This is a genomic window from Salinisphaera sp. LB1 (assembly GCF_003177035.1).
Lineage (GTDB): Bacteria > Pseudomonadota > Gammaproteobacteria > Nevskiales > Salinisphaeraceae > Salinisphaera.
Window position 1 is genome coordinate 2,198,789 of sequence record NZ_CP029488.1, and the last position, 17,498, is coordinate 2,216,286.

The 17,498-nt window shown below is 65.4% G+C and carries 16 protein-coding genes and 1 pseudogene; 11 read left to right on the top strand and 6 right to left on the bottom strand.

Going from position 1 to position 17,498, the window contains the following annotated elements:
* Nucleotide 1: 1 nt before the first annotated feature.
* The 3 genes from SALB1_RS09925 to SALB1_RS09935 are packed head-to-tail and all read left to right on the top strand — an operon-like array spanning nt 2 to nt 3,410.
* On the top strand, nt 2-1,108 hold the full coding sequence (locus tag SALB1_RS09925) for an ABC transporter ATP-binding protein (RefSeq protein WP_109995373.1): 1,107 nt from the start codon (nt 2-4) through the stop codon (nt 1,106-1,108).
* Between the two features lie 40 nt (nt 1,109-1,148).
* Nucleotides 1,149-2,309, top strand: a complete 1,161-nt coding sequence (locus SALB1_RS09930; RefSeq protein WP_199678761.1) for a Gfo/Idh/MocA family protein — start codon at nt 1,149-1,151, stop codon at nt 2,307-2,309.
* A gap of 27 nt (nt 2,310-2,336) precedes the next feature.
* Nucleotides 2,337-3,410, top strand: a complete 1,074-nt coding sequence (locus tag SALB1_RS09935) for a sugar phosphate isomerase/epimerase (protein WP_199678762.1) — start codon at nt 2,337-2,339, stop codon at nt 3,408-3,410.
* A 183-nt stretch (nt 3,411-3,593) separates the two neighbouring features.
* Here SALB1_RS09935 and dbpA read toward each other — a convergent pair whose 3' ends face one another.
* The 3 genes and pseudogenes from dbpA to SALB1_RS09945 form a co-directional block, all read right to left on the bottom strand.
* Nucleotides 3,594-4,985: an ATP-dependent RNA helicase DbpA gene (gene dbpA / locus SALB1_RS19905; protein ID WP_370453255.1), complete on the bottom strand. Its 1,392-nt coding sequence runs from the start codon at nt 4,983-4,985 to the stop codon at nt 3,594-3,596.
* A gap of 150 nt (nt 4,986-5,135) precedes the next feature.
* Nucleotides 5,136-6,374, bottom strand: a pseudogene (locus SALB1_RS19910) (cytochrome P450); the annotation flags it as partial.
* A gap of 211 nt (nt 6,375-6,585) precedes the next feature.
* Complete coding sequence (locus SALB1_RS09945; RefSeq protein WP_109993720.1) at nt 6,586-7,179, bottom strand: fasciclin domain-containing protein; 594 nt, start codon at nt 7,177-7,179, stop codon at nt 6,586-6,588.
* Nucleotides 7,180-7,503: 324 nt separating this feature from the next.
* Here SALB1_RS09945 and SALB1_RS19915 point away from each other — a divergent pair, with 324 nt between their 5' ends.
* Nucleotides 7,504-7,746 (top strand): hypothetical protein, encoded by a 243-nt coding sequence (locus tag SALB1_RS19915; protein WP_370453173.1) that lies wholly within the window; start codon nt 7,504-7,506, stop codon nt 7,744-7,746.
* Nucleotides 7,747-7,933: 187 nt separating this feature from the next.
* Complete coding sequence (locus tag SALB1_RS09950; RefSeq protein ID WP_109993721.1) at nt 7,934-8,479, top strand: VOC family protein; 546 nt, start codon at nt 7,934-7,936, stop codon at nt 8,477-8,479.
* A gap of 109 nt (nt 8,480-8,588) precedes the next feature.
* Here SALB1_RS09950 and SALB1_RS09955 read toward each other — a convergent pair whose 3' ends face one another.
* On the bottom strand, nt 8,589-9,071 hold the full coding sequence (locus tag SALB1_RS09955) for a universal stress protein (RefSeq protein ID WP_109993722.1): 483 nt from the start codon (nt 9,069-9,071) through the stop codon (nt 8,589-8,591).
* A gap of 184 nt (nt 9,072-9,255) precedes the next feature.
* On the opposite strand from SALB1_RS09955, the gene hemG reads away from it, so the two are divergent.
* From hemG to SALB1_RS09985, 6 genes are all read left to right on the top strand, one after another.
* On the top strand, nt 9,256-10,653 hold the full coding sequence (gene hemG / locus SALB1_RS09960; protein ID WP_109993723.1) for a protoporphyrinogen oxidase: 1,398 nt from the start codon (nt 9,256-9,258) through the stop codon (nt 10,651-10,653).
* A gap of 13 nt (nt 10,654-10,666) precedes the next feature.
* A complete protein-coding gene (gene otnI, locus SALB1_RS09965) occupies nt 10,667-11,449 on the top strand; it encodes a 2-oxo-tetronate isomerase (RefSeq protein WP_109993724.1) in 783 nt (260 codons plus the stop codon).
* 364 nt (nt 11,450-11,813) lie between these two features.
* Nucleotides 11,814-13,547: an acetolactate synthase 2 catalytic subunit gene (gene ilvG / locus SALB1_RS09970; RefSeq protein WP_109993725.1), complete on the top strand. Its 1,734-nt coding sequence runs from the start codon at nt 11,814-11,816 to the stop codon at nt 13,545-13,547.
* A 3-nt stretch (nt 13,548-13,550) separates the two neighbouring features.
* Complete coding sequence (locus SALB1_RS09975) at nt 13,551-13,856, top strand: ACT domain-containing protein (protein ID WP_109993726.1); 306 nt, start codon at nt 13,551-13,553, stop codon at nt 13,854-13,856.
* 131 nt (nt 13,857-13,987) lie between these two features.
* Nucleotides 13,988-15,073, top strand: a complete 1,086-nt coding sequence (locus SALB1_RS09980; RefSeq protein ID WP_109993727.1) for a GGDEF domain-containing protein — start codon at nt 13,988-13,990, stop codon at nt 15,071-15,073.
* A 166-nt stretch (nt 15,074-15,239) separates the two neighbouring features.
* On the top strand, nt 15,240-15,938 hold the full coding sequence (locus SALB1_RS09985) for a uracil-DNA glycosylase family protein (protein ID WP_109993728.1): 699 nt from the start codon (nt 15,240-15,242) through the stop codon (nt 15,936-15,938).
* Between the two features lie 183 nt (nt 15,939-16,121).
* Here the strand turns inward: SALB1_RS09985 and SALB1_RS09990 are convergent, their stop codons facing one another.
* Together SALB1_RS09990 and SALB1_RS09995 are read right to left on the bottom strand one after the other, a co-directional pair.
* Nucleotides 16,122-17,069 (bottom strand): IS481 family transposase, encoded by a 948-nt coding sequence (locus tag SALB1_RS09990; protein WP_109993729.1) that lies wholly within the window; start codon nt 17,067-17,069, stop codon nt 16,122-16,124.
* 70 nt (nt 17,070-17,139) lie between these two features.
* The gene (locus SALB1_RS09995) at nt 17,140-17,442 is read right to left on the bottom strand and encodes a hypothetical protein (RefSeq protein ID WP_109993730.1); all 303 of its coding nucleotides are present in this window, start codon (nt 17,440-17,442) and stop codon (nt 17,140-17,142) included.
* Nucleotides 17,443-17,498: the final 56 nt, after the last annotated feature.

The following is a 17,498-nucleotide window of genomic DNA, read 5'->3' on the forward strand; positions in this document are numbered from 1 at the left end:
CATGCAACAGATCGAAATCGACAAGCTCAACAAGCATTTCGGCGATTTTCATGCGCTCCATGACATCGAGCTCGCGGTGCCGAAGGGTGCCTTCGTGGCGCTGGTGGGGCCCTCCGGATGCGGCAAGTCGACCCTGCTGCGCACCATCGCGGGTCTGGAGAAGGCATCGTCTGGCGCGGTTCGCATTGCCGGCGACGACGTCACCCATAGCCCGCCGCGACAGCGCGACGTGGCGATGGTGTTTCAGTCCTATGCCCTTTATCCGCACATGACAGTCGAAAAGAATATGAATTTTTCCATGCGCATCAAACGGATGGAAAAGAGCCGAATCGAGGCGGCGACGCGCGAGGCGGCCGGTACACTGGGCCTCGAAGCTCTTCTTGGCCGCATGCCCCGGGCGCTTTCCGGCGGCCAGCGCCAGCGCGTCGCCATGGGCAGGGCGATCGTGCGCGATCCCAAGGTATTTCTGTTCGATGAACCGTTGTCCAATCTCGATGCCGCGCTCCGCGTCCGTATGCGTGGCGAGATCCGGAAACTGCATGAGCGGCTCGGTGCGACCTCGATCTATGTGACGCACGACCAGGTCGAGGCGATGACTATGGCCGATCATATCGTGGTGCTACGCAGCGGCTGCATCGAGCAACAGGGCCGGCCGCTGGAGCTTTACGACCGGCCGGTCAACCGCTTCGTCGGCAGCTTCATTGGCTCGCCGGCGATGAACTTCATTGCCGCGGTCAGCGGTCCCGGTGGCCTGAGCGTGCGCCTGGATCGCCGGCAGACATTGCCGGTGGCGGCCGATGTGGAGGCCGGTCGCGATGTGCTCGTGGGGCTGCGGCCCGAGCAAATCTCGTTCGTGGAACGGCCGAACTGCATTGGCTTGCCGGCAACGGTCGACACCGTGGAGTCGACCGGCAGCATGACCTATGTCAACGCCACCGCCGGACCGGAAACGCTCGTCATCGCGCAGGCGGGCCGCCCGACCGTGGAGCGCGGCGAGGACGTCATGCTTTATGTCGCACGCGAGGATGTTCGCCTGTTCGACGCGACTTCCGAAAAGCGGCTGTCAGTGTCTCGGCCGGACCCGGGCGAAGTCGCGAAGAAAAGATAAAGAACGGTTTGTCTGTCAGACCCCGCCAAAGGAGTGATCTATGGAGACCGAATCCGACACACCCATCCACTTCGGCATGGTCGGCGGCGGTGAGGGCGCCTTCATTGGAAAGGCCCATTGTCGCGCGGCCATGCTCGACCATCATTTCACGCTTTGCTGCGGCGCCCTGAGTCGGGACCCCGACAACAATCGCCGTTCCGGCGCGGCGCTGGGCCTGCCGGCCTCGCGTGTGTACGACACCTGGCAGACGATGCTGGGGCGGGAGGCGGAGTTGCCCGCCGACCAGCGTGCCGCTGCCATCGTGATCGCGACCCCGAACAACCTGCACGTGCCGATTGCAAGTGCCGCCATCCAAATGGGATTTCATGTGATGTGCGAAAAGCCGGCCGGGGTCAGTCTGGACGAAACCATGGCGCTGGGCAGGCTGCTTGAGACCAGCGACCGGGTCTATGCGCTGACCTATACCTACAACGGCTATCCGATGGTGCATCAGGCCCGGGCGCTGGTCGCCGATGGCCGGATCGGCGCGGTACGCAAGATACATGTTGAATATCCACAAGGCTGGCTGGCCGATGAGCCCGAAGCCCGGGGGGTCAAGCAGGCGGTCTGGCGGACCCAACCCTCGACCGCCGGCAAAAGTGGCTGCCTGGCCGATATCGGCACCCATGCGTTCAGCCTGGCCGAATTCATCACCGGTCATCGCATTGCCGAAGTATGCGCAGCACTCGGTACGTATGGGGCGCAGCGCTCGCTCGATGACGACGGCGACATACTCCTGCGCACCGAACAGGGAGCGACCGGGACGCTGATTGCGAGCCAAATCTGCACCGGTGAAGAGAATGCACTGAAAATAAGAGTTTATGGCGATCTAGGGGCGCTCGAATGGCGGCAAATGGCGCCATCGACACTGCTGTACCGGCGCCGTGGCGAGCCGGCGCTTTTTTATCGCTCGGGGCTCGACCAGCCCGGCCTGTACCCGGCCGCACGCGAGAGAATCCGTCTGCCCGGCGGCCATCCGGAAGGTTATCTCGAGGCCATGGCCAACCTCTACGCGGACTTTGCCTCTGCGATCAGGGCAGGCCGGCGTGAAGTGCCAGGTTTGCTTGGCGGCGTCGAGGGCCGGCGGGGCATGGCCTTTATCGAGGCGGCCTTGACCAGCCACAGCCAGGGCAGCCAGTGGACCGCGCTCCGCCACGTCTAAAAACATCCAGTCGGAGGACCGACGATCATGGCACATGAAAACTATTCGGGAATGAAAGGGCCCGGCATTTTTCTCGCTCAGTTCCTCGCGGCCCGGTCGCCGTTCGATGCGCTGGGCCGCATCGCCCGTTGGGCGGCGTCCCACGGCTATGAAGGAATCCAGGTCCCCAGCGGCGACGAGCGCTGTATCGATCTGGAAAAGGCGGCCACCAGCCAGACTTATTGCGACGAACTGAAGGGCCAGTGCGAAGCCGCGGGGGTGACCATCACCGAGCTGTCCACGCACCTCCAGGGCCAGCTTGTCGCCGTGCCGGCAGGGGGCGATGCGCTGTTCGACAGCATCGCGCCCGCCCATGTGCATGGCGATGCCGAGGCCCGAACGCGTTGGGCCACGAGGCAGCTCGAGTTGACGGCCAAAGCCAGCCGCCGTCTCGGCCTGAGCAAACTGGCGACCTTCTCCGGCGGCTTGCTGTGGCCGTTCTTTTATCCCTTTCCGCAACAACCCGAAGCACTCGTCGACGAGGCCTTCACCGAGCTCGCGCGGCGCTGGCGCCCGATACTGGACGTGTGTGATGCCGAGGGGGTGGACTTATGTTTCGAAATCCATCCGACCGAGGATCTGCACGACGGCGTAACGTTCGAGCGTTTTCTCGACAAGGTCGATGGTCATCCCCGGGCGCAGATACTTTACGACCCCAGTCATTTCCTGCTGCAGCAAATGGATTACACGGGCTTCATCGACTGCTATCACGAGCGTATCGGCATGTTCCACGTCAAGGACGCCGAATTTCGTCCGAGTCCGCGCAGCGGCGTCTACGGCGGCTATCAGCGCTGGGTAGACCGCCCCGGCCGGTTCCGTTCGCTGGGTGACGGACAAGTCGACTTTCGAAGCATTTTCAGCAAATTGACCCAGTACGGCTTCGACGGCTGGGCGGTGTTGGAATGGGAGTGCTGCATAAAGGACTCGGAACAGGGCGCCGCCGAAGGTGCGCGTTTCATACGCGACCACATGATCAGCCCGGCCACCACCACATTCGACGATTTCGCCGGCGACGACCAGGCGAGCGACGAACGCAACCGGGAAATCCTCGGGTTGAACTGAGCACGAACCGGGGCGCATCGATCCCGACGCGGCCGCGTTACTCTCTGGCGGAAAGTAACCGAGCGGGTGCTCCGGGCGTCTGGTAGTTGCCGCCGTATGCCCGATAAGGCACGGTCTCCCGCAGCAGAATGACTGCCGCAGGTCCGATCCGGAGGAGAGCTGCCAAGTTTGTGATCGCGCCGGTCAATCGCCCAGCACGCCCACGCGAAAGCGGCGGCCCTTGATTCCGGATTGCCGCAGCCGGTCACGCGCGGGCTTGGCTCGGGATCGTGCGACGGCGACGTAGGCGCGCATGGGCGTGATCTCGATCTTGCCGACTTCGTCGCCGTTCAACCCGCCTTCGCCGGTCAGCGCGCCGAGAATATCGCCCGGGCGCAGTTTGTCGCGCCGGCCGCCCTGGATGACCAATGTGGTCATCGGCGGCTCGGCACGGGCCGAGCCGTCGTTGTCGGGCCAGCGCGACCAGTTCAGCCGAATGCCGGCGGCGACGGCGATGCGCTCGGCGCGCTCGCGTTCGCGCGGCGTGCAGAACGACACCGCCCGCCCCGATTCGCCGGCCCGGCCGGTGCGGCCGATACGATGCGTGTGGGTATCGATATCGCGGGCCAGGTCCACACTCACCACCAATGGCAGCGATGCAATATCCAGGCCGCGTGCGGCCACATCGGTCGCGACCAGCACGGCACAACTCTGATTGGCGAAACGCAGCAGCACTTCGTCGCGCTCGCGCTGTTCGCGGTCGCCGTGCAACGCCAGCGCCGAAACCCCGCGCTTGTTCAGATGCGCACAGACGCGATCGACATCGGCGCGCCGGTTGCAGAACACCAGGGCCTGAGAGAATGTCTTCTGGCGCCGCTTGGAATCGGCCAGAACCCGTTCCAGGGCGGTCAGCTTGTCGGCATCATCGACAAGATGGAAGACCTGGGCGATGCGTAGCGGCGGGCTCTCGCCGCGGGTCGCGGTGATCTGCTTCGGGTTGCGCTGCAGTCGGCTCGAGATGTCGCGTATGGCCTCGGGCCAGGTCGCCGAGAAGAGCAGGGTCTGCCGCTGGCCGGGCAAGTAGCCGACGATGGCCTCGATATCCGCGATGAAGCCCATGTCGAGCATGCGATCGGCTTCATCGAGCACCAGGGTCTGCAAGGCACTCGTGTCCAGGCTCTCGCGCCGCAGGTGCGCCAGCACGCGCCCGGGCGTGCCGACGACGATATGCGGCGGCTGGCCGAGCGAATTGACCTGGGCGCGCATGGGGGCGCCGCCGCATAGCGTCATCAGTTTGACGTTCGGTATGGCGGCCGCGAATTGACGCAATGCCTGGCTGACCTGGTCCGCCAGTTCGCGCGTCGGGCACAGCACGAGCGCCTGGGTTCGAGCCAGGTCGACAACCAGCTTGTTGAGCAGTCCGAATCCGAACGCGGCGGTCTTGCCGCTTCCGGTGTCGGCCTGTCCCAGCACGTCGGCGCCATCGAGGATGGCGGGCAATGTCTGGGCCTGGATCGGGGTCGGGCGGGCAAATCCGCGGGCCGAGGCGCTGTCGATCAGCTCCTGGCGCAGGGCGAGTTCGGTGAAGTCGTTCATGCGACATGATCGCACGGCGCGCGTGGCGCGGTGGTGTTCGAGTCGGGGCGCCGGGGCGTGCGCGCGCCCGGCTTGTCGGGCTTCGGCCGTTTCATGCGGGGCGGCGCGGATAGCGTACGATCTGCGTTGGTCGGTTGGGCTGATGATGTGCTCGGTCAACAGGGTACGAAGCACGATCCGCAGTTCCATGTGTGCGAATGCGGCGCCGATGCACCGGCGCGCCCCACCGCCGAACGGGATCAGTTCGTAGGGATCGGGGCGTTGGTCGATAAAGCGCTCGGGGCGGAAGCGGTGCGGCGCGTCGAACAGGCGCGGGTCGGTCTGGACCAGTGAAATGCCGATCATGATGTGCATGCCGCGCGGCACGCGCCAGCGACCGATGGCGTAGCCGTCGGCGAGCACCTTGCGGAAGGTCATCGCGATCACCGGACGCGTGCGCTGCACTTCGTTGATGAAGGCGTTCAAAAGCGCGTCGTCGCCGTCGTCGACGGCCGTGACCAGTTTCGCCATGAACGCGGGATGACGACGCAGTCGTTCGACAGCCCAGGCGAGCGTTGTGGCGGTGGTCTCGTGGCCAGCGGTGAGCAGGGTAATGAGTTCGTCGGCAATCTCGCCGTTGCTCATCGGCGTGCCGTCGTCGTAGCGTGCCCCGATGAGCATGGCGAGAATATCGTGGCGCGCCGCGATGTCCGGATCGGCTCGCGCACGCTCGATCAGCCGGCCGACGATGGCGTCGTACTCGGCACGCATGCGGTTGAAGCGGCCCCAGGGGGCGAGGCCGAACAGGTCCCATTCGGGAATCGGTGTGGCCGCCAGGACAGAGCCGAGCTTGACCATGCGCGGCAGCAGGCCCCGCAAGGTGTTCAGATCCTCGCCTTCGGCCCCGAAGACCGTGCGCAGGATGATGTTGAGCGTGATCGCGTTCATGGCCGGCAGGCTGGCCATGGGTTGGCCGGCCGGCCAGGCGGCCATGCCGGCGCGCGCTTCCTCGGCCATCAAGACGCGATATTCGGCCAGACGACTGCCGTGGAAGGCCGGGGTGAGCAGCTTGCGCTGCGCGCGATGCGATTCGCCGGAGCGGGCGAATAGCGAGCCCGAGCCCATGACGCGACCGAGATTGGGTTCCATATTGCCGAGATCGGCTGGATCGGCCTTGAAGATCTGGCGCACTTCGCCCGGTTCGCTGATGACTAGACATTGGCCGAACAACGGCAGCTTGAGCGTGAAATCCGGCCCGTACTGGGCGCGGCGCTGATCGAGCGACATCGACTGGCTGCGATCGAACCGAGCCCGCAGCATTCGCAGCAGGAAAGGGGCCTTCGGGCCGTCCGGCAACACATAAGCGGCGGGCGGGGGATCGATCTCGCTGGCGGCTGAGTCGCGACGCATGAAACGTCTCCCGGTCGAGCGTGGTTCGAAATTACGCCGGCTGTCCGTAGAAAGCAATCAGTGGAGAATGTAAAGGTTGGCTATGCATGCGGTCGTCAAATCCGTGGTGCCGGTGTTGGACGGTGGCCGCCCGGGCGGCGAAAACGGCACAGGCCACGTCGGCTCTGAGCCCCGTGACCTGTGTTTTGTGTCGCCCTAATGGGATTGGGCGCTACGGCATCAGCACCTTGTTGATGACGTGAACCACGCCGTTCGACTGGGTCACATCGGCCTGGGTGACGGTCGCCGTATTGCCCTGGGCGTCGGTCACCGTGAGGTTGCCGTTTTGCATGCTGAAGGTGAGCGGCTCGCCTTCCACGGTTTTCATTTCCAGCATCGCCTGGTCGCCGTTGGCGGCGATCATGTGCATCAGCGACGTCGAATCATAGTCACCGCTGATCACGTGGTACGTGAGTATTTTTTGCAGCTGGGCCTTGTTGGCAGGTTTGAGCAGGGTCGCAACAGTGCCGTCGGGCAAGGCGTCGAAGGCTGAGTTGGTGGGCGCGAATACGGTGAACGGGCCCGGCCCCGACAGCGTGCCGGCCAGGCCGGCGGCCTTGACCGCGGCAACGAGGGTGGTCAGAGTCGCAGCCTGTGATGCGTTTTGTACGATGGTCTTCGATGCATACATCGGCGCGCCGCCCACCATGGGCGCCTGGTTTTGCATGCCACTGGCCGTTGCAACGCCCGCACCGAAGGCGAAGATGCTGCAACCGAGCAGGGTGGAAACAACCGCAGTGCCGATTCTTCTGGCTATTGTGTTCATCAATCGCTCTCCTGAGCATACGGCGGCCAAACAGCCGCTCAGATGTTAGATCGACACACGCAACTGTTTCGGATGCGACCGGCCGTGAAATCGTTGCGCCGATGCGGCAGTAGACGGGTCGAGGTCGTCGCTAAAAAGATGAAATAACCGCGCCATACGATGTGCATCGGATGCAGGCCTTGGGTTGCCGCGCTTTTTTGCGTGGGCGGGCCTCGCGGTGTCGTGTGACGGTGGCGACTGCAAGCCGCAACTATTTCGTTCGCCCGCTCGCGAATTGGCATACACTCAACACGAGCTGCAGGCGGTGGCGCCCACGATTGCGAGTTGCGCATCCGACGGCCACGGGCCGCGTTCGAGAAGACGGCCCGGCGGGCCTTGGAGGCGCCGGGTGCACCCGGGCAGCATCGACGACAAGGCATTTGCCATTACCAGAATGAACAGGCAGGAGCGTGTGTCATGAGCAAGGGAATGGATCGAAAGAAGCTGGACAAGAAGAAACCGACGCGGACCCTGAAGGAGAAACGCGCCGCCAAGGCGGCGAAGACCGAACAGAAGCGTTTTATCTGATCGATCGGTACGGCGTCGGGGCCGGCAAGGCTCGACATGATGGGCCTTGCCGGCTCCGCGCGCCCCGCGCGTTAGATCGGGATTGCCGGCAGGGCCGCAGGGGCCGTGCTCGCGTTGGCTGTAGCAGCCTCAGGATGCGCCGCACGAGCGTGTGGGCCGGCGCGGTTCGATCCAGATGGGGCTTGTCATGAGATGGAAGGGTGTACATCACGTCGAGTTCTCGGTTCTTCGCTATGAGGAATCGATTGCATTCTTCGACCGAATGTTCGGCTGGCTCGGCTATCGCAGCTTCTGGACGCTGGATATCGGTTATCGGTCCACGTATTACATGGCCCGTTTTCCGTTCTTCCACAGCTATATCGGGATCCAGCCAGCCTCGGGCGGGGCCCCGTTGAGCTCAAGGAATCACTCGCCGGGGATTCATCACGTCGCCCTCTGGGCGAGAAACCGGCGCGAAGTGGACGCTTTCCACGAGGATTTCCTGTTGCACAACCGCGTCGAGGTTACCGATCCGCCCGCCGAGTATTCGGCCTACACGCCCGGTTACTATGCGGTTTTTTTCGACGACCCCATCAGCGGCATACATTTCGAGCTGTGCCACACGCCGCTGCTGCCGTCGGTCGCGGCGGTCAGACGCTGGTTTCGTGCGTTGAAGGTGGAATGGAAACAGCATCCGGAATGGCAGCGCCCGCCCTGGTCACAGGCGATGCGCCCATTGCCGTCGAAAAAATAACAGGGCTGACCTGGCCGTAGGTGCCGTGTCGCGTCGGGGCGCGGCGATCCTGGCGCGATGCTTGGAAACGCGATCGCGACCGGTTCCCGGGCGGTAACCCTGCGACGGCTCAGAGGCAAAGCGCATCGCGGCTGACCGGGTCGACCGCGTCCGGCTCGGTTGCCGTGTGTTGCCGGACGACCAGGACCGAACGATCACTGTGCCGGACCACCTGGGCCGCCGTGCTGCCGAGCAGCACGTCCCAATGGACGGGGTTGTGTGAGGCCATGATGATCATGTCGGCATTGAAATGGTCGGCGCGCTGCACGATCGTACGCGCGATGGGGCCGATGCGGACCTCGATTTCCGGTGTCACGGCCTCACCGAGCCATTTCCGGGCCACGTGCTCGAGCTGGTCGTAGGCGAGACTGCCGATATCGTTCAGTTCGTCGAGGCCGACGAACGGCAGCACGCCGGCCGTGATTTCGGGAATGACGGTCAGTAGGATGACGTGAGCCGGCTTCGAGTCCGCGATGCGTTCCACGGCAGCGAAGATGCTCTTGAAAGTGGACGCCTGATTGAGATCGAGCGGTACGAGCAGGGTCTGTTGCATAGCGACGGTTCCAACGGTCCGGGGTTCCAGTTTCGCCGCGCGCGGATGCCGCGGGCTTGATGTGGGTCAACCCGGCAACGGATGGGAGCGCCGGGCTGGATGGCTGGAATGTCCCGGTCATCTGCCGTAACACCTGCCGCTCGGATGCTTATACTAAAGCCTGATTTTCCGAACGTGAGGCGTTATGCCCGAGGCCTTTGACCGAGACGTGCTGGTGGTCGGCGGTGGCGCCACCGGACTGGCAGCGGCGTGGTCGTTGGCCAAGGCCGGTCGACAGGTCGCGCTGCTGGAAGCCTCGGACCGGGTCGGCGGTGCCCTGCGCAGCGAGCGCATGGGCGAATGGCAGATCGAGCACGGTCCGAACACCGTGATCATGAAGCCGCCGCTGTATGCCCTGGTCCGCGAGCTGTCGCTGCTGGGCGAGGCCCAGCCCGCGAACCCGAATAGTCGCAAGCGCTTCGTCGCACTCGACGGACAGCCGGTGGCGCTGCCGACGCGGATCTGGAACGCGCCGGGCAACCCACTGATCGGCTGGCGCGGCTGGGGCAGTCTGCTGCGTGAGCCGTTCGTCGGGCGCGGCCCCTCGGATGACGAAAGCCTGGCGACGTTCGTGACCCGCCGGCTGGGAACCCAGGTGCTCGAGCGTCTGGTCGATCCGTTCGTGTCGGGCGTCTACGCGGGCGACCCGCAACGCTTGTCGGCCGCGGCCGCCATGCCGCGGCTGGTCGAACTCGAGCGCGCGCACGGCTCGTTGATTCGCGGCGGGTTGTCACGGCTGTTGACCTCGAACCGCGAGCCGGCGTCGATGCCGCGTGAATGGCGCGGCAAGTTGCTGAGTTTCCCGCAGGGGCTGCAACGGCTCGCCGATCGATTGGCCGAGGTTATCGCCACGCGTCCCAATGCCACTCTGGCCTGCAATTGCCGGATCCAGCGCGTCGCGCGCGAAGGGGCATACTGGGTGGCCGAGGATGATGCCGGCCGCCGCTGGCGGGCGCCCGAGCTCGTGTTGGCGGTTCCCGCGTATGTCGCCGCGCGTCTGCTGGCGCCGCTGGACCCGGCGCTGGCCGGGCCGTTGGCGGCTATCGTCTATCCGCCGGTGAATATCGTATCGCTCGGATTTCGGCGCGCCGATATCGCGCATCCGCTCGACGGTTTCGGGCTGTTGATCCCGCATGTCGAACAACGCCAGACGCTGGGCGTGTTGTTCCCATCGTCGTTGTTCCCGAACCGTGCGCCCGCAGGGCACCATCTGCTCAGCGTGTTTCTGGGCGGGCGCCGTTCGCCCGGGATCACGGACGAGGACGATGCCACGCATATTGGCCAGGCCATCGCCGATCTGAGCGATCTGCTGGGGATCCGCGGTGCGCCCGTCTGGCAGCGCGTCGTGCGTTGGCCGCAGGCGATTCCACAGTATGAGATCGGCCACCTCGACCGCCTGGCTGCCGTCGACGCCGCTCTGGCCCGTCACCCCGGGCTATCGCTCGCTGGCAACTGGCGCGACGGCATCGCCGTGGGCGATTGTCTGGACAACGGTCGGCGTGTCGGCGAGCGCGTTGCTGCGCGTGCCGGGCCGTCATCCTGAAAGGGCGTTCGATATGCCGCGTTTCGCTGCCAATCTCAGCCTCATGTTCAACGAAGTCGACTTCATTGCGCGCTTTCAGCGCGCCGCGCGAGCGGGTTTCGCGGCTGTGGAGTTTCTGTTTCCCTATGCCCACGACGCCGACGAGATCGCCCGCCAGCTCGCTGCGCACGATCTCGATCTGGTGCTGTTCAATGCCCCGCCGGGGGATTGGCAGGCCGGGGAGCGCGGCCTTGCTGCATTGCCCGGGCGCCAGGCCGAGTTTCGAGCGGGGATCGAAGACGCTCTGATTCATGCCGAGCGGCTGCACTGCCCGCGGGTGCACGTCATGGCCGGCAACATGGCCGCGCCGGCGGATTTCGATGCCATGCACGAGACGTTTCTCGACAATCTCGCGCATGCGGCGCGCCGGTTTGCCGAGTACGGCATCACCGCGCTCATCGAGCCGATCAACACGCGCGACATGCCGGCGTACTTCCTGAGCCGGCAGGCGGCCGCGCATGCGATCGTGCATGAGCTCGGGGCGACGAACGTGGCGGTGCAGATGGATTTCTATCATGCCCAGATCATGGACGGCGATGTCTGGGACACGTTCCGGGCCGGCCGGGATCGCATCGGCCATATCCAGATCGCGGGCGTGCCCGAGCGGCACGAACCCGACGACGGCGAACTCAACTACCCGTGGTTGTTCGAGCGGCTCGACGCGGCAGGTTATGCCGGCTGGATCGGCTGTGAATATACCCCGCGCGATGACACGGAAGCCGGGCTGGCGTGGTTTGCCCCCTGGCGCCGGGGCTGAAAGGCCGCAACGGCCCGAAACGGCGGCGCCTGCTGGGGGCTGCGACAAGATGGGCGCCGGCGCGAGCCGCGGTGAAACGGCAACACGCCGCAGCGGCGTTGACAGCCGAGTGGCGGCGCCGTAGCTTCTAACTCCGTTGTTACCGGATGTTGGCTCGACCGCACAGCCATGCTGTTCAATCTCATCAACGTACGCATCGTAGGCGCCCTGGTGGTACTCGTATCCACCGGGGGTTTTGGCGTGCGTGAGGCGATGACATAGACCGACATCCGATCACCCAGCACTCCGAAGCCCCCGGCACCGCAAGGTTCCGGGGGTTTTTTTTGGCCGGTCGACCGGCAAGACGATCAATGGAAGACAGGCGATGAACGCAGCACAACAAATCCTGGAAATCTTCGAGGCGCACGGCATCGATACCGTGTTCGGTTACCCCGGCGGTTGCATCATGCCGCTGTACGACGCGCTGGTGGATAGCGCCGGGGTCACCCACGTGCTGTGCCGGCACGAACAGGGTTGCGCGCTCGCCGCCGATGGCTATGCCCGATCCAGCGGCCGGGTCGGCGTGGCCATTGCCACCTCGGGCCCGGGCGCGACCAACCTGATCACCGGCGTCGCCAACGCGCACCGCGATTCGGTGCCGATGGTGGTGATCACCGGGCAAACGCCCTCGACCCTGATCGGCACGGATGCCTTCCAGGAAGTCGACGTGCTCGGCATGACGCTGGATATCGTCAAGCACAGTGCGCTCGTGACCCGGCCCGAAGACGTCGGCCCGGCCATCGACCAGGCGCTGCGGCTGGCGGCGAGCGGCCGGCCGGGGCCGGTCTGGATCGATATCCCGAAGGATGTGCTACAGGGTGAGGTGACAGTCGCGGCGCGCATTGCAGCGGCCGAGCCCCGGCGTGCGCCGGCCCGTGGCCCGGCGCACGCGGAACTCGCGGCCATCCTCGATCTGTTGCGCCGGGCGCGGCGGCCGTTGCTCTACAGCGGTGGCGGCGTGAGCCGCGGCGGCGCCGAGGCGGCATTCCGGGATTTTGTGGCGGCCTCGGGCCTGCCGCATGTGCACAGCCTCAACGGCATCGGCAACGCCGGACGCGCGTCCGCCGAGGATCTGGGCATGCTCGGCATGCATGGTTCGAAGGCGGCCAATCAGGCGGTCGATGCCTGCGATCTGCTGTTGGTGGTGGGCGCGCGGCTCGACGACCGGGCCACCGGGCGCCTGGACGGTTTTGCGCCGAATGCACGGCTGATCCATCTCGATATCGACGCCGCCGAACTGAACAAGCGGCGCGGCGCCGAGTTTGCCCTGCGCGGCGAACTCACCCCCACGCTGTCGGATCTGGCCGCGGTGTTGGCCGAGCGCCCGCTGGCGATCGCGGCCTGGCGGCGCCAGTGCCGGGATTGGCGCGCACGAGATGGTTTCAAGGCCACGAGGCCCGTCGATCCGGCGGCGCCGGTCGCGGGCCCGGCGTTCGTGCGGGCGCTGTCGGCTGCCGCCCCCGCCGACGCCATCGTCGCCTGTGATGTGGGTCAGCATCAGATGTGGGTGGCCCAGCATTTCGTCTTCGATGCGCCGCGCAATCATCTGAGCAGCGGCGGCCTGGGCACGATGGGCTATGGCCTGCCGGCGGCGATCGGCGCCCAGTTCGCGCATCCAGCGCGCACGGTCATCAACGTCGCCGGCGATGGCTCGTTCATGATGAACGTCCAGGAGTTGGCCACGATCCGCCGGCATCGTCTGCCGGTGAAGATTGTGCTCGCCGACAATGCCTGCCTGGGTCTGGTGCGCCAGCAGCAGGAGCTGTTCTATGCCAACCGCGAAAGCCAGATCGATCTGGACGACAATCCCGACTTCGCCGCGCTCGTGGCCGCCTTCGATATCCCGACGCATCGGGTGACCTGCTGGGGCGAGATCGAATCCGGCCTGCGGACCCTGTTCGCCACCCCCGGTGCGGCCTTGTTGCACGTCGCGATCGACCGCGCGGACAACGTGTGGCCGACCGTCGCGCCCGGCCGCTCCAACCGCGAGATGCTGCACGCCGCATCGTTGTCACCCCAACCGCTGACCGCTGCCAGGCGGTCGATCGCCGAGGCCTGAGCCATGTGCTGTACCCATAGTGCCGAGTTTCATCGCTTCACCTGCCGTCTGGATTTCGAGCCGGCCGGCCTGGAGCGCCTGCTGCAGGTTGTGCGTCGCCGCGGGTTCGTGGTCGAGTACCTGCATGCCGAACACGATGCCGAGGGCTTGCATGTGGATTTGACGGTTTCCGGCGACCGCTCGCCGGAAACGCTGCGGGCGCAGATCGACCGGATTCATACCGTGCGCTCGGTGCAGCGACCGCTGGAGCCGCGTTTCATCGCCGGCGAAATGCCGGGCCCGGCGGCGGGGCTGCGGCCGGCCGTCTGAGCCGCCCGCCCGCCGGATAGGGATTCGCCGGGCGCTGTTGTAAGCTGGGCGTAACACGTCGTCGCCACGGCCTGCAGCCTTGCACGGTGTGGCAATCGGACCTGTGGCTGGCTGACGGGGGGAAAACGGGGATGAGCCTGGCAACGGACGCGCGTCGGACCACGGCGCATGCGGCGTTCTGGATGATGACGCGGCGGGTCACGATTCTGGCGGCCGGCGTCGATATCGTGTTCTTCGGCTTCTTTCTGTGGGCCGGCTCGCCGTTACTGGCGTGGCTGAACGTGCTGAGCGTCGGTCTCTATGCCGCGGCCAATCGCCTGCTGGTCTGGCGCCGGAATCGTGTGGCGCTGGCACTGATCTGGCTGGAGGTGGTCGGCCATGCCGTGATCGGCACCCTGTGGGTCGGCTGGGAGGCCGGCTTCAATTACTACCTGTTGATGTTCATCCCGGCGATCATGGTCAGCGGCGACTGGCCCCGGGTCGGCGTGCCCCTGGGCACCCTGTTTCTGACCTATCTCGGGTTGCATGCGGCCTCCAGCGAGCTCGGCCCGCTCGCGCCGATCGATAACACGGCGCTGGTGCTGGTGAATGTCTTTAATATATTCATCTTCTTCACGATGGCGAGTTACACCGCGCGTTTCTATTATCTGCTGGTGCGTCGCACCGAAGGGCGTCTGCGCGAGCATGCCATGTGCGACGCGCTGACCGGTTTGTTCAACCGACGCCAGCTGATCGCACTCGCCGATGGCGAGATGGCCCGCGCCCGGCGCGACGACACGCCGTTGTCACTGGCGCTCGTCGACATCGATCATTTCAAGCAGATCAACGACGGGCTCGGGCACGACGTCGGCGACCAGATGCTGGTTCACGTCAGCGCGCTGTTTCTGGCGTGTTGCCGCGCCTCGGACACCGTGGCCCGCTGGGGCGGCGAGGAATTTCTCTTTCTGTTGCCGAACACCGACGCCGACGCGGCGTTCCACTTCGCCGAACGCGTACGCCGGGCTGTGGTCGGCCAGCCGTTGACATCGGAGCACACGGACGTGGCCTGTACCGTCTCGCTCGGTGTTACCACGCTGGCGCCCGGGGAAACACTGGACGACGCAATCGCCCGGGCGGACCAGGCGTTGTATGCCAGCAAGTCGGCAGGGCGCGACCGGGTGACGCGGGCCGGTGCGGCGCCGGCGATCACCGATTGGGACGGGCGGACGGCCTGCTGAATATCCGCCTCGTACCCGCCGCGATGCGTGATTCATCGAGTGTTCGTGTGCGGCCGGGCCGCACGCCGCAGACCGGGCCAGGGACGACGAAGGCCGCAGAAACCGTGGCCTGATATAGTGCGCGCCTTGTGTGCCCTGCGGCGCGTCAATGTACCGAAATAGTGCGATGAAACAGTCACAGCGCCAGGCGTTTCGCGAACTCGCCGCCGACACTCAAGGTATCGATACCGAGGCCTACGCCCGGTTCGACAAGGACCCGCTGGAGCCCATCATCGGGCTTGGCCGGGCCGATGCCCGGATCGGTTTTTTCGGCCGCGACCCGGGGCGAGACGAGATCAAGCACGGCGAGCCCTTCATCGGCGCCGGCGGCCAACTCGTGCGCAAGACGATCTACCGGCATCTGTACGCCAAAGACATGCCGGATTTCGAGGCGTCACGGGAACTGGGGCGGTTGTTTTTCTGGATCAACACGGTGCCGTACAAGCCGGTGGGCAACAAGGCCTGGTCGATGAAGGTCAAGCGCCGCTTCCAGCCGCTGATGAACACGTTGCTGATCGAGCAGTGGCAGGGGCGTTCGCTGATCACGCTCGGGCGCGAGGCCTTTCTCTGGTTCGGCATCGGTCAGCCGAAGGACCAGCGCCGGCGTATCGAGGCCTTCTGGCAGCGCGAGGATCGTTTCGAGTCGTCCATCGACGTGGATTTGGCGACGGCAACAGGCGCCTCCCAGACCTTCACCATCCATCCGCTGCCGCACCCCTCACCGTTGAATGCGACCTGGTACAAACGTTTCCCCGACTTGCTGCGCGGCCGGTTGGGCGCGCTCGATGCGCGTCCGGGGCGGCTGACGCTCGACGCTCACGACTGAAGCCGAACGTCCGCCCGGGGCCGGTACGCTCCGGACATGCCGGACCTCGAAGGCGCGCCGCCCGGGCCGTCGTCGTGCCCGGTCAGGCGTCGTCGCGATCGTGCGGGATGGCGCGCCAGTGGCCGTCGTCGCTGTGCTCGAGCAGCAGATCGCGGGTGACGGTATCACTGCCGTTGGGTGTGACTAGGTGTGTAAAGCCACCAGGTTGTTCAGGCCGAGGGTGCTGATGGGTGTGTGATAGTCGAGACTGGCATGGGGGCGATGCCAGTTATAGTCATGCAGCCAGTGGGGCAGATGGGCGGCACGCTGATCGGCATTGTCATAGGCGCGAGCATAGGCCCATTCGTGCAGCGCGGTCTGGATCAGCCGCTCGGCTTTGCCGTTGGTGCGCGGCCGGTAGGGCCGTGTCCTCTTGTGTTTGAGCCCGAGTCGCCGACAGGCCTTGGCGAAGACAGCCGACTTGTAACAGCCGCCGTTATCGGTCAGCACGCGGTCGAATCGTACGCCCAGGTGCCGGTAATAGCGCAAAGCGGCTATCAGGGCGCGAACGGCACTCGGTCCCGTTTCATCCGGCCAGATTGTCGCGTGACTGACGCGGCTGTGATCGTCGATGGCCACGTGGACATGGTCCCAGCCTGCGCCGCGTGAACGTCCGGCTTGTCGATTGCCGGTCACGCGGTGACCGGGGCGCTCGAAGCGGCCGAGCTTCTTGATATCGAGATGCAGCAGATCGCCGGGTGCCTCGCGGGTATAGCGCTTGACCGGCGGCGCGGGATCCAGCGCGGACAGTCGGTTCAGGCCGGCTCGCTGAAGCACGCGTGCGATCGTGGTCACGGGCACGCCCAGTTCGCGACTGATCGCGCGATAGATACGCCGCTCACGCCGCAAGGCCACGATCCGCTGCCGGGTTGCCTCGGATAGCCGATGGGGGCAACGAGCCGGTCGCGAACTGCGTTCATACAAGCCGGACTGACCGTGCTCGCGATATCGGGCCAGCCACTTGTAAGCGGTCCGCGCGCTCACGCCCATGGCCTGCGCCGCTTCGACCGGGCGCTGACCATGTTGAAGGATTCGACGGACCAACAGGTCTCGACCATGAACGGTCAAACGCGCATTCTTGTGGGTGTTCATCCGGGTCACTCCTGAAGCTTGAAGGATTCGACACCCATCAGTTTCAGGGCGGTCGGCTCGGATGAACAACCTACTGAAAGATCACAACTAGGTCGTAGCGCACGCGCATGTCGTAGTCGCCGTCGTCCAGCCGCTGCTGTTTCAGCACGGTGACATGTTTCACCTGTACCTGCTTCGGATCGGGTGAACCGAGGGCGCGCAGCAGGTGGACGGCGGCGTCACCGCCAAGCGCACTGGCAAGCGAATCCATCTGCGACAGATCGGCACGGGCGTTGCTCTGGATCGCGGCCTGCAGGGCATTGTGGCTGGGCCCACGAGCGCAGCCCGCGAGCAGCGCGACAAGCGTGGCAAGGATAAAACGACGCGCCAACATCGCTACTCCGCATCGGGGGATGTCTCGTGATGTTGAGCGCGCCTGTCTGCACGCCG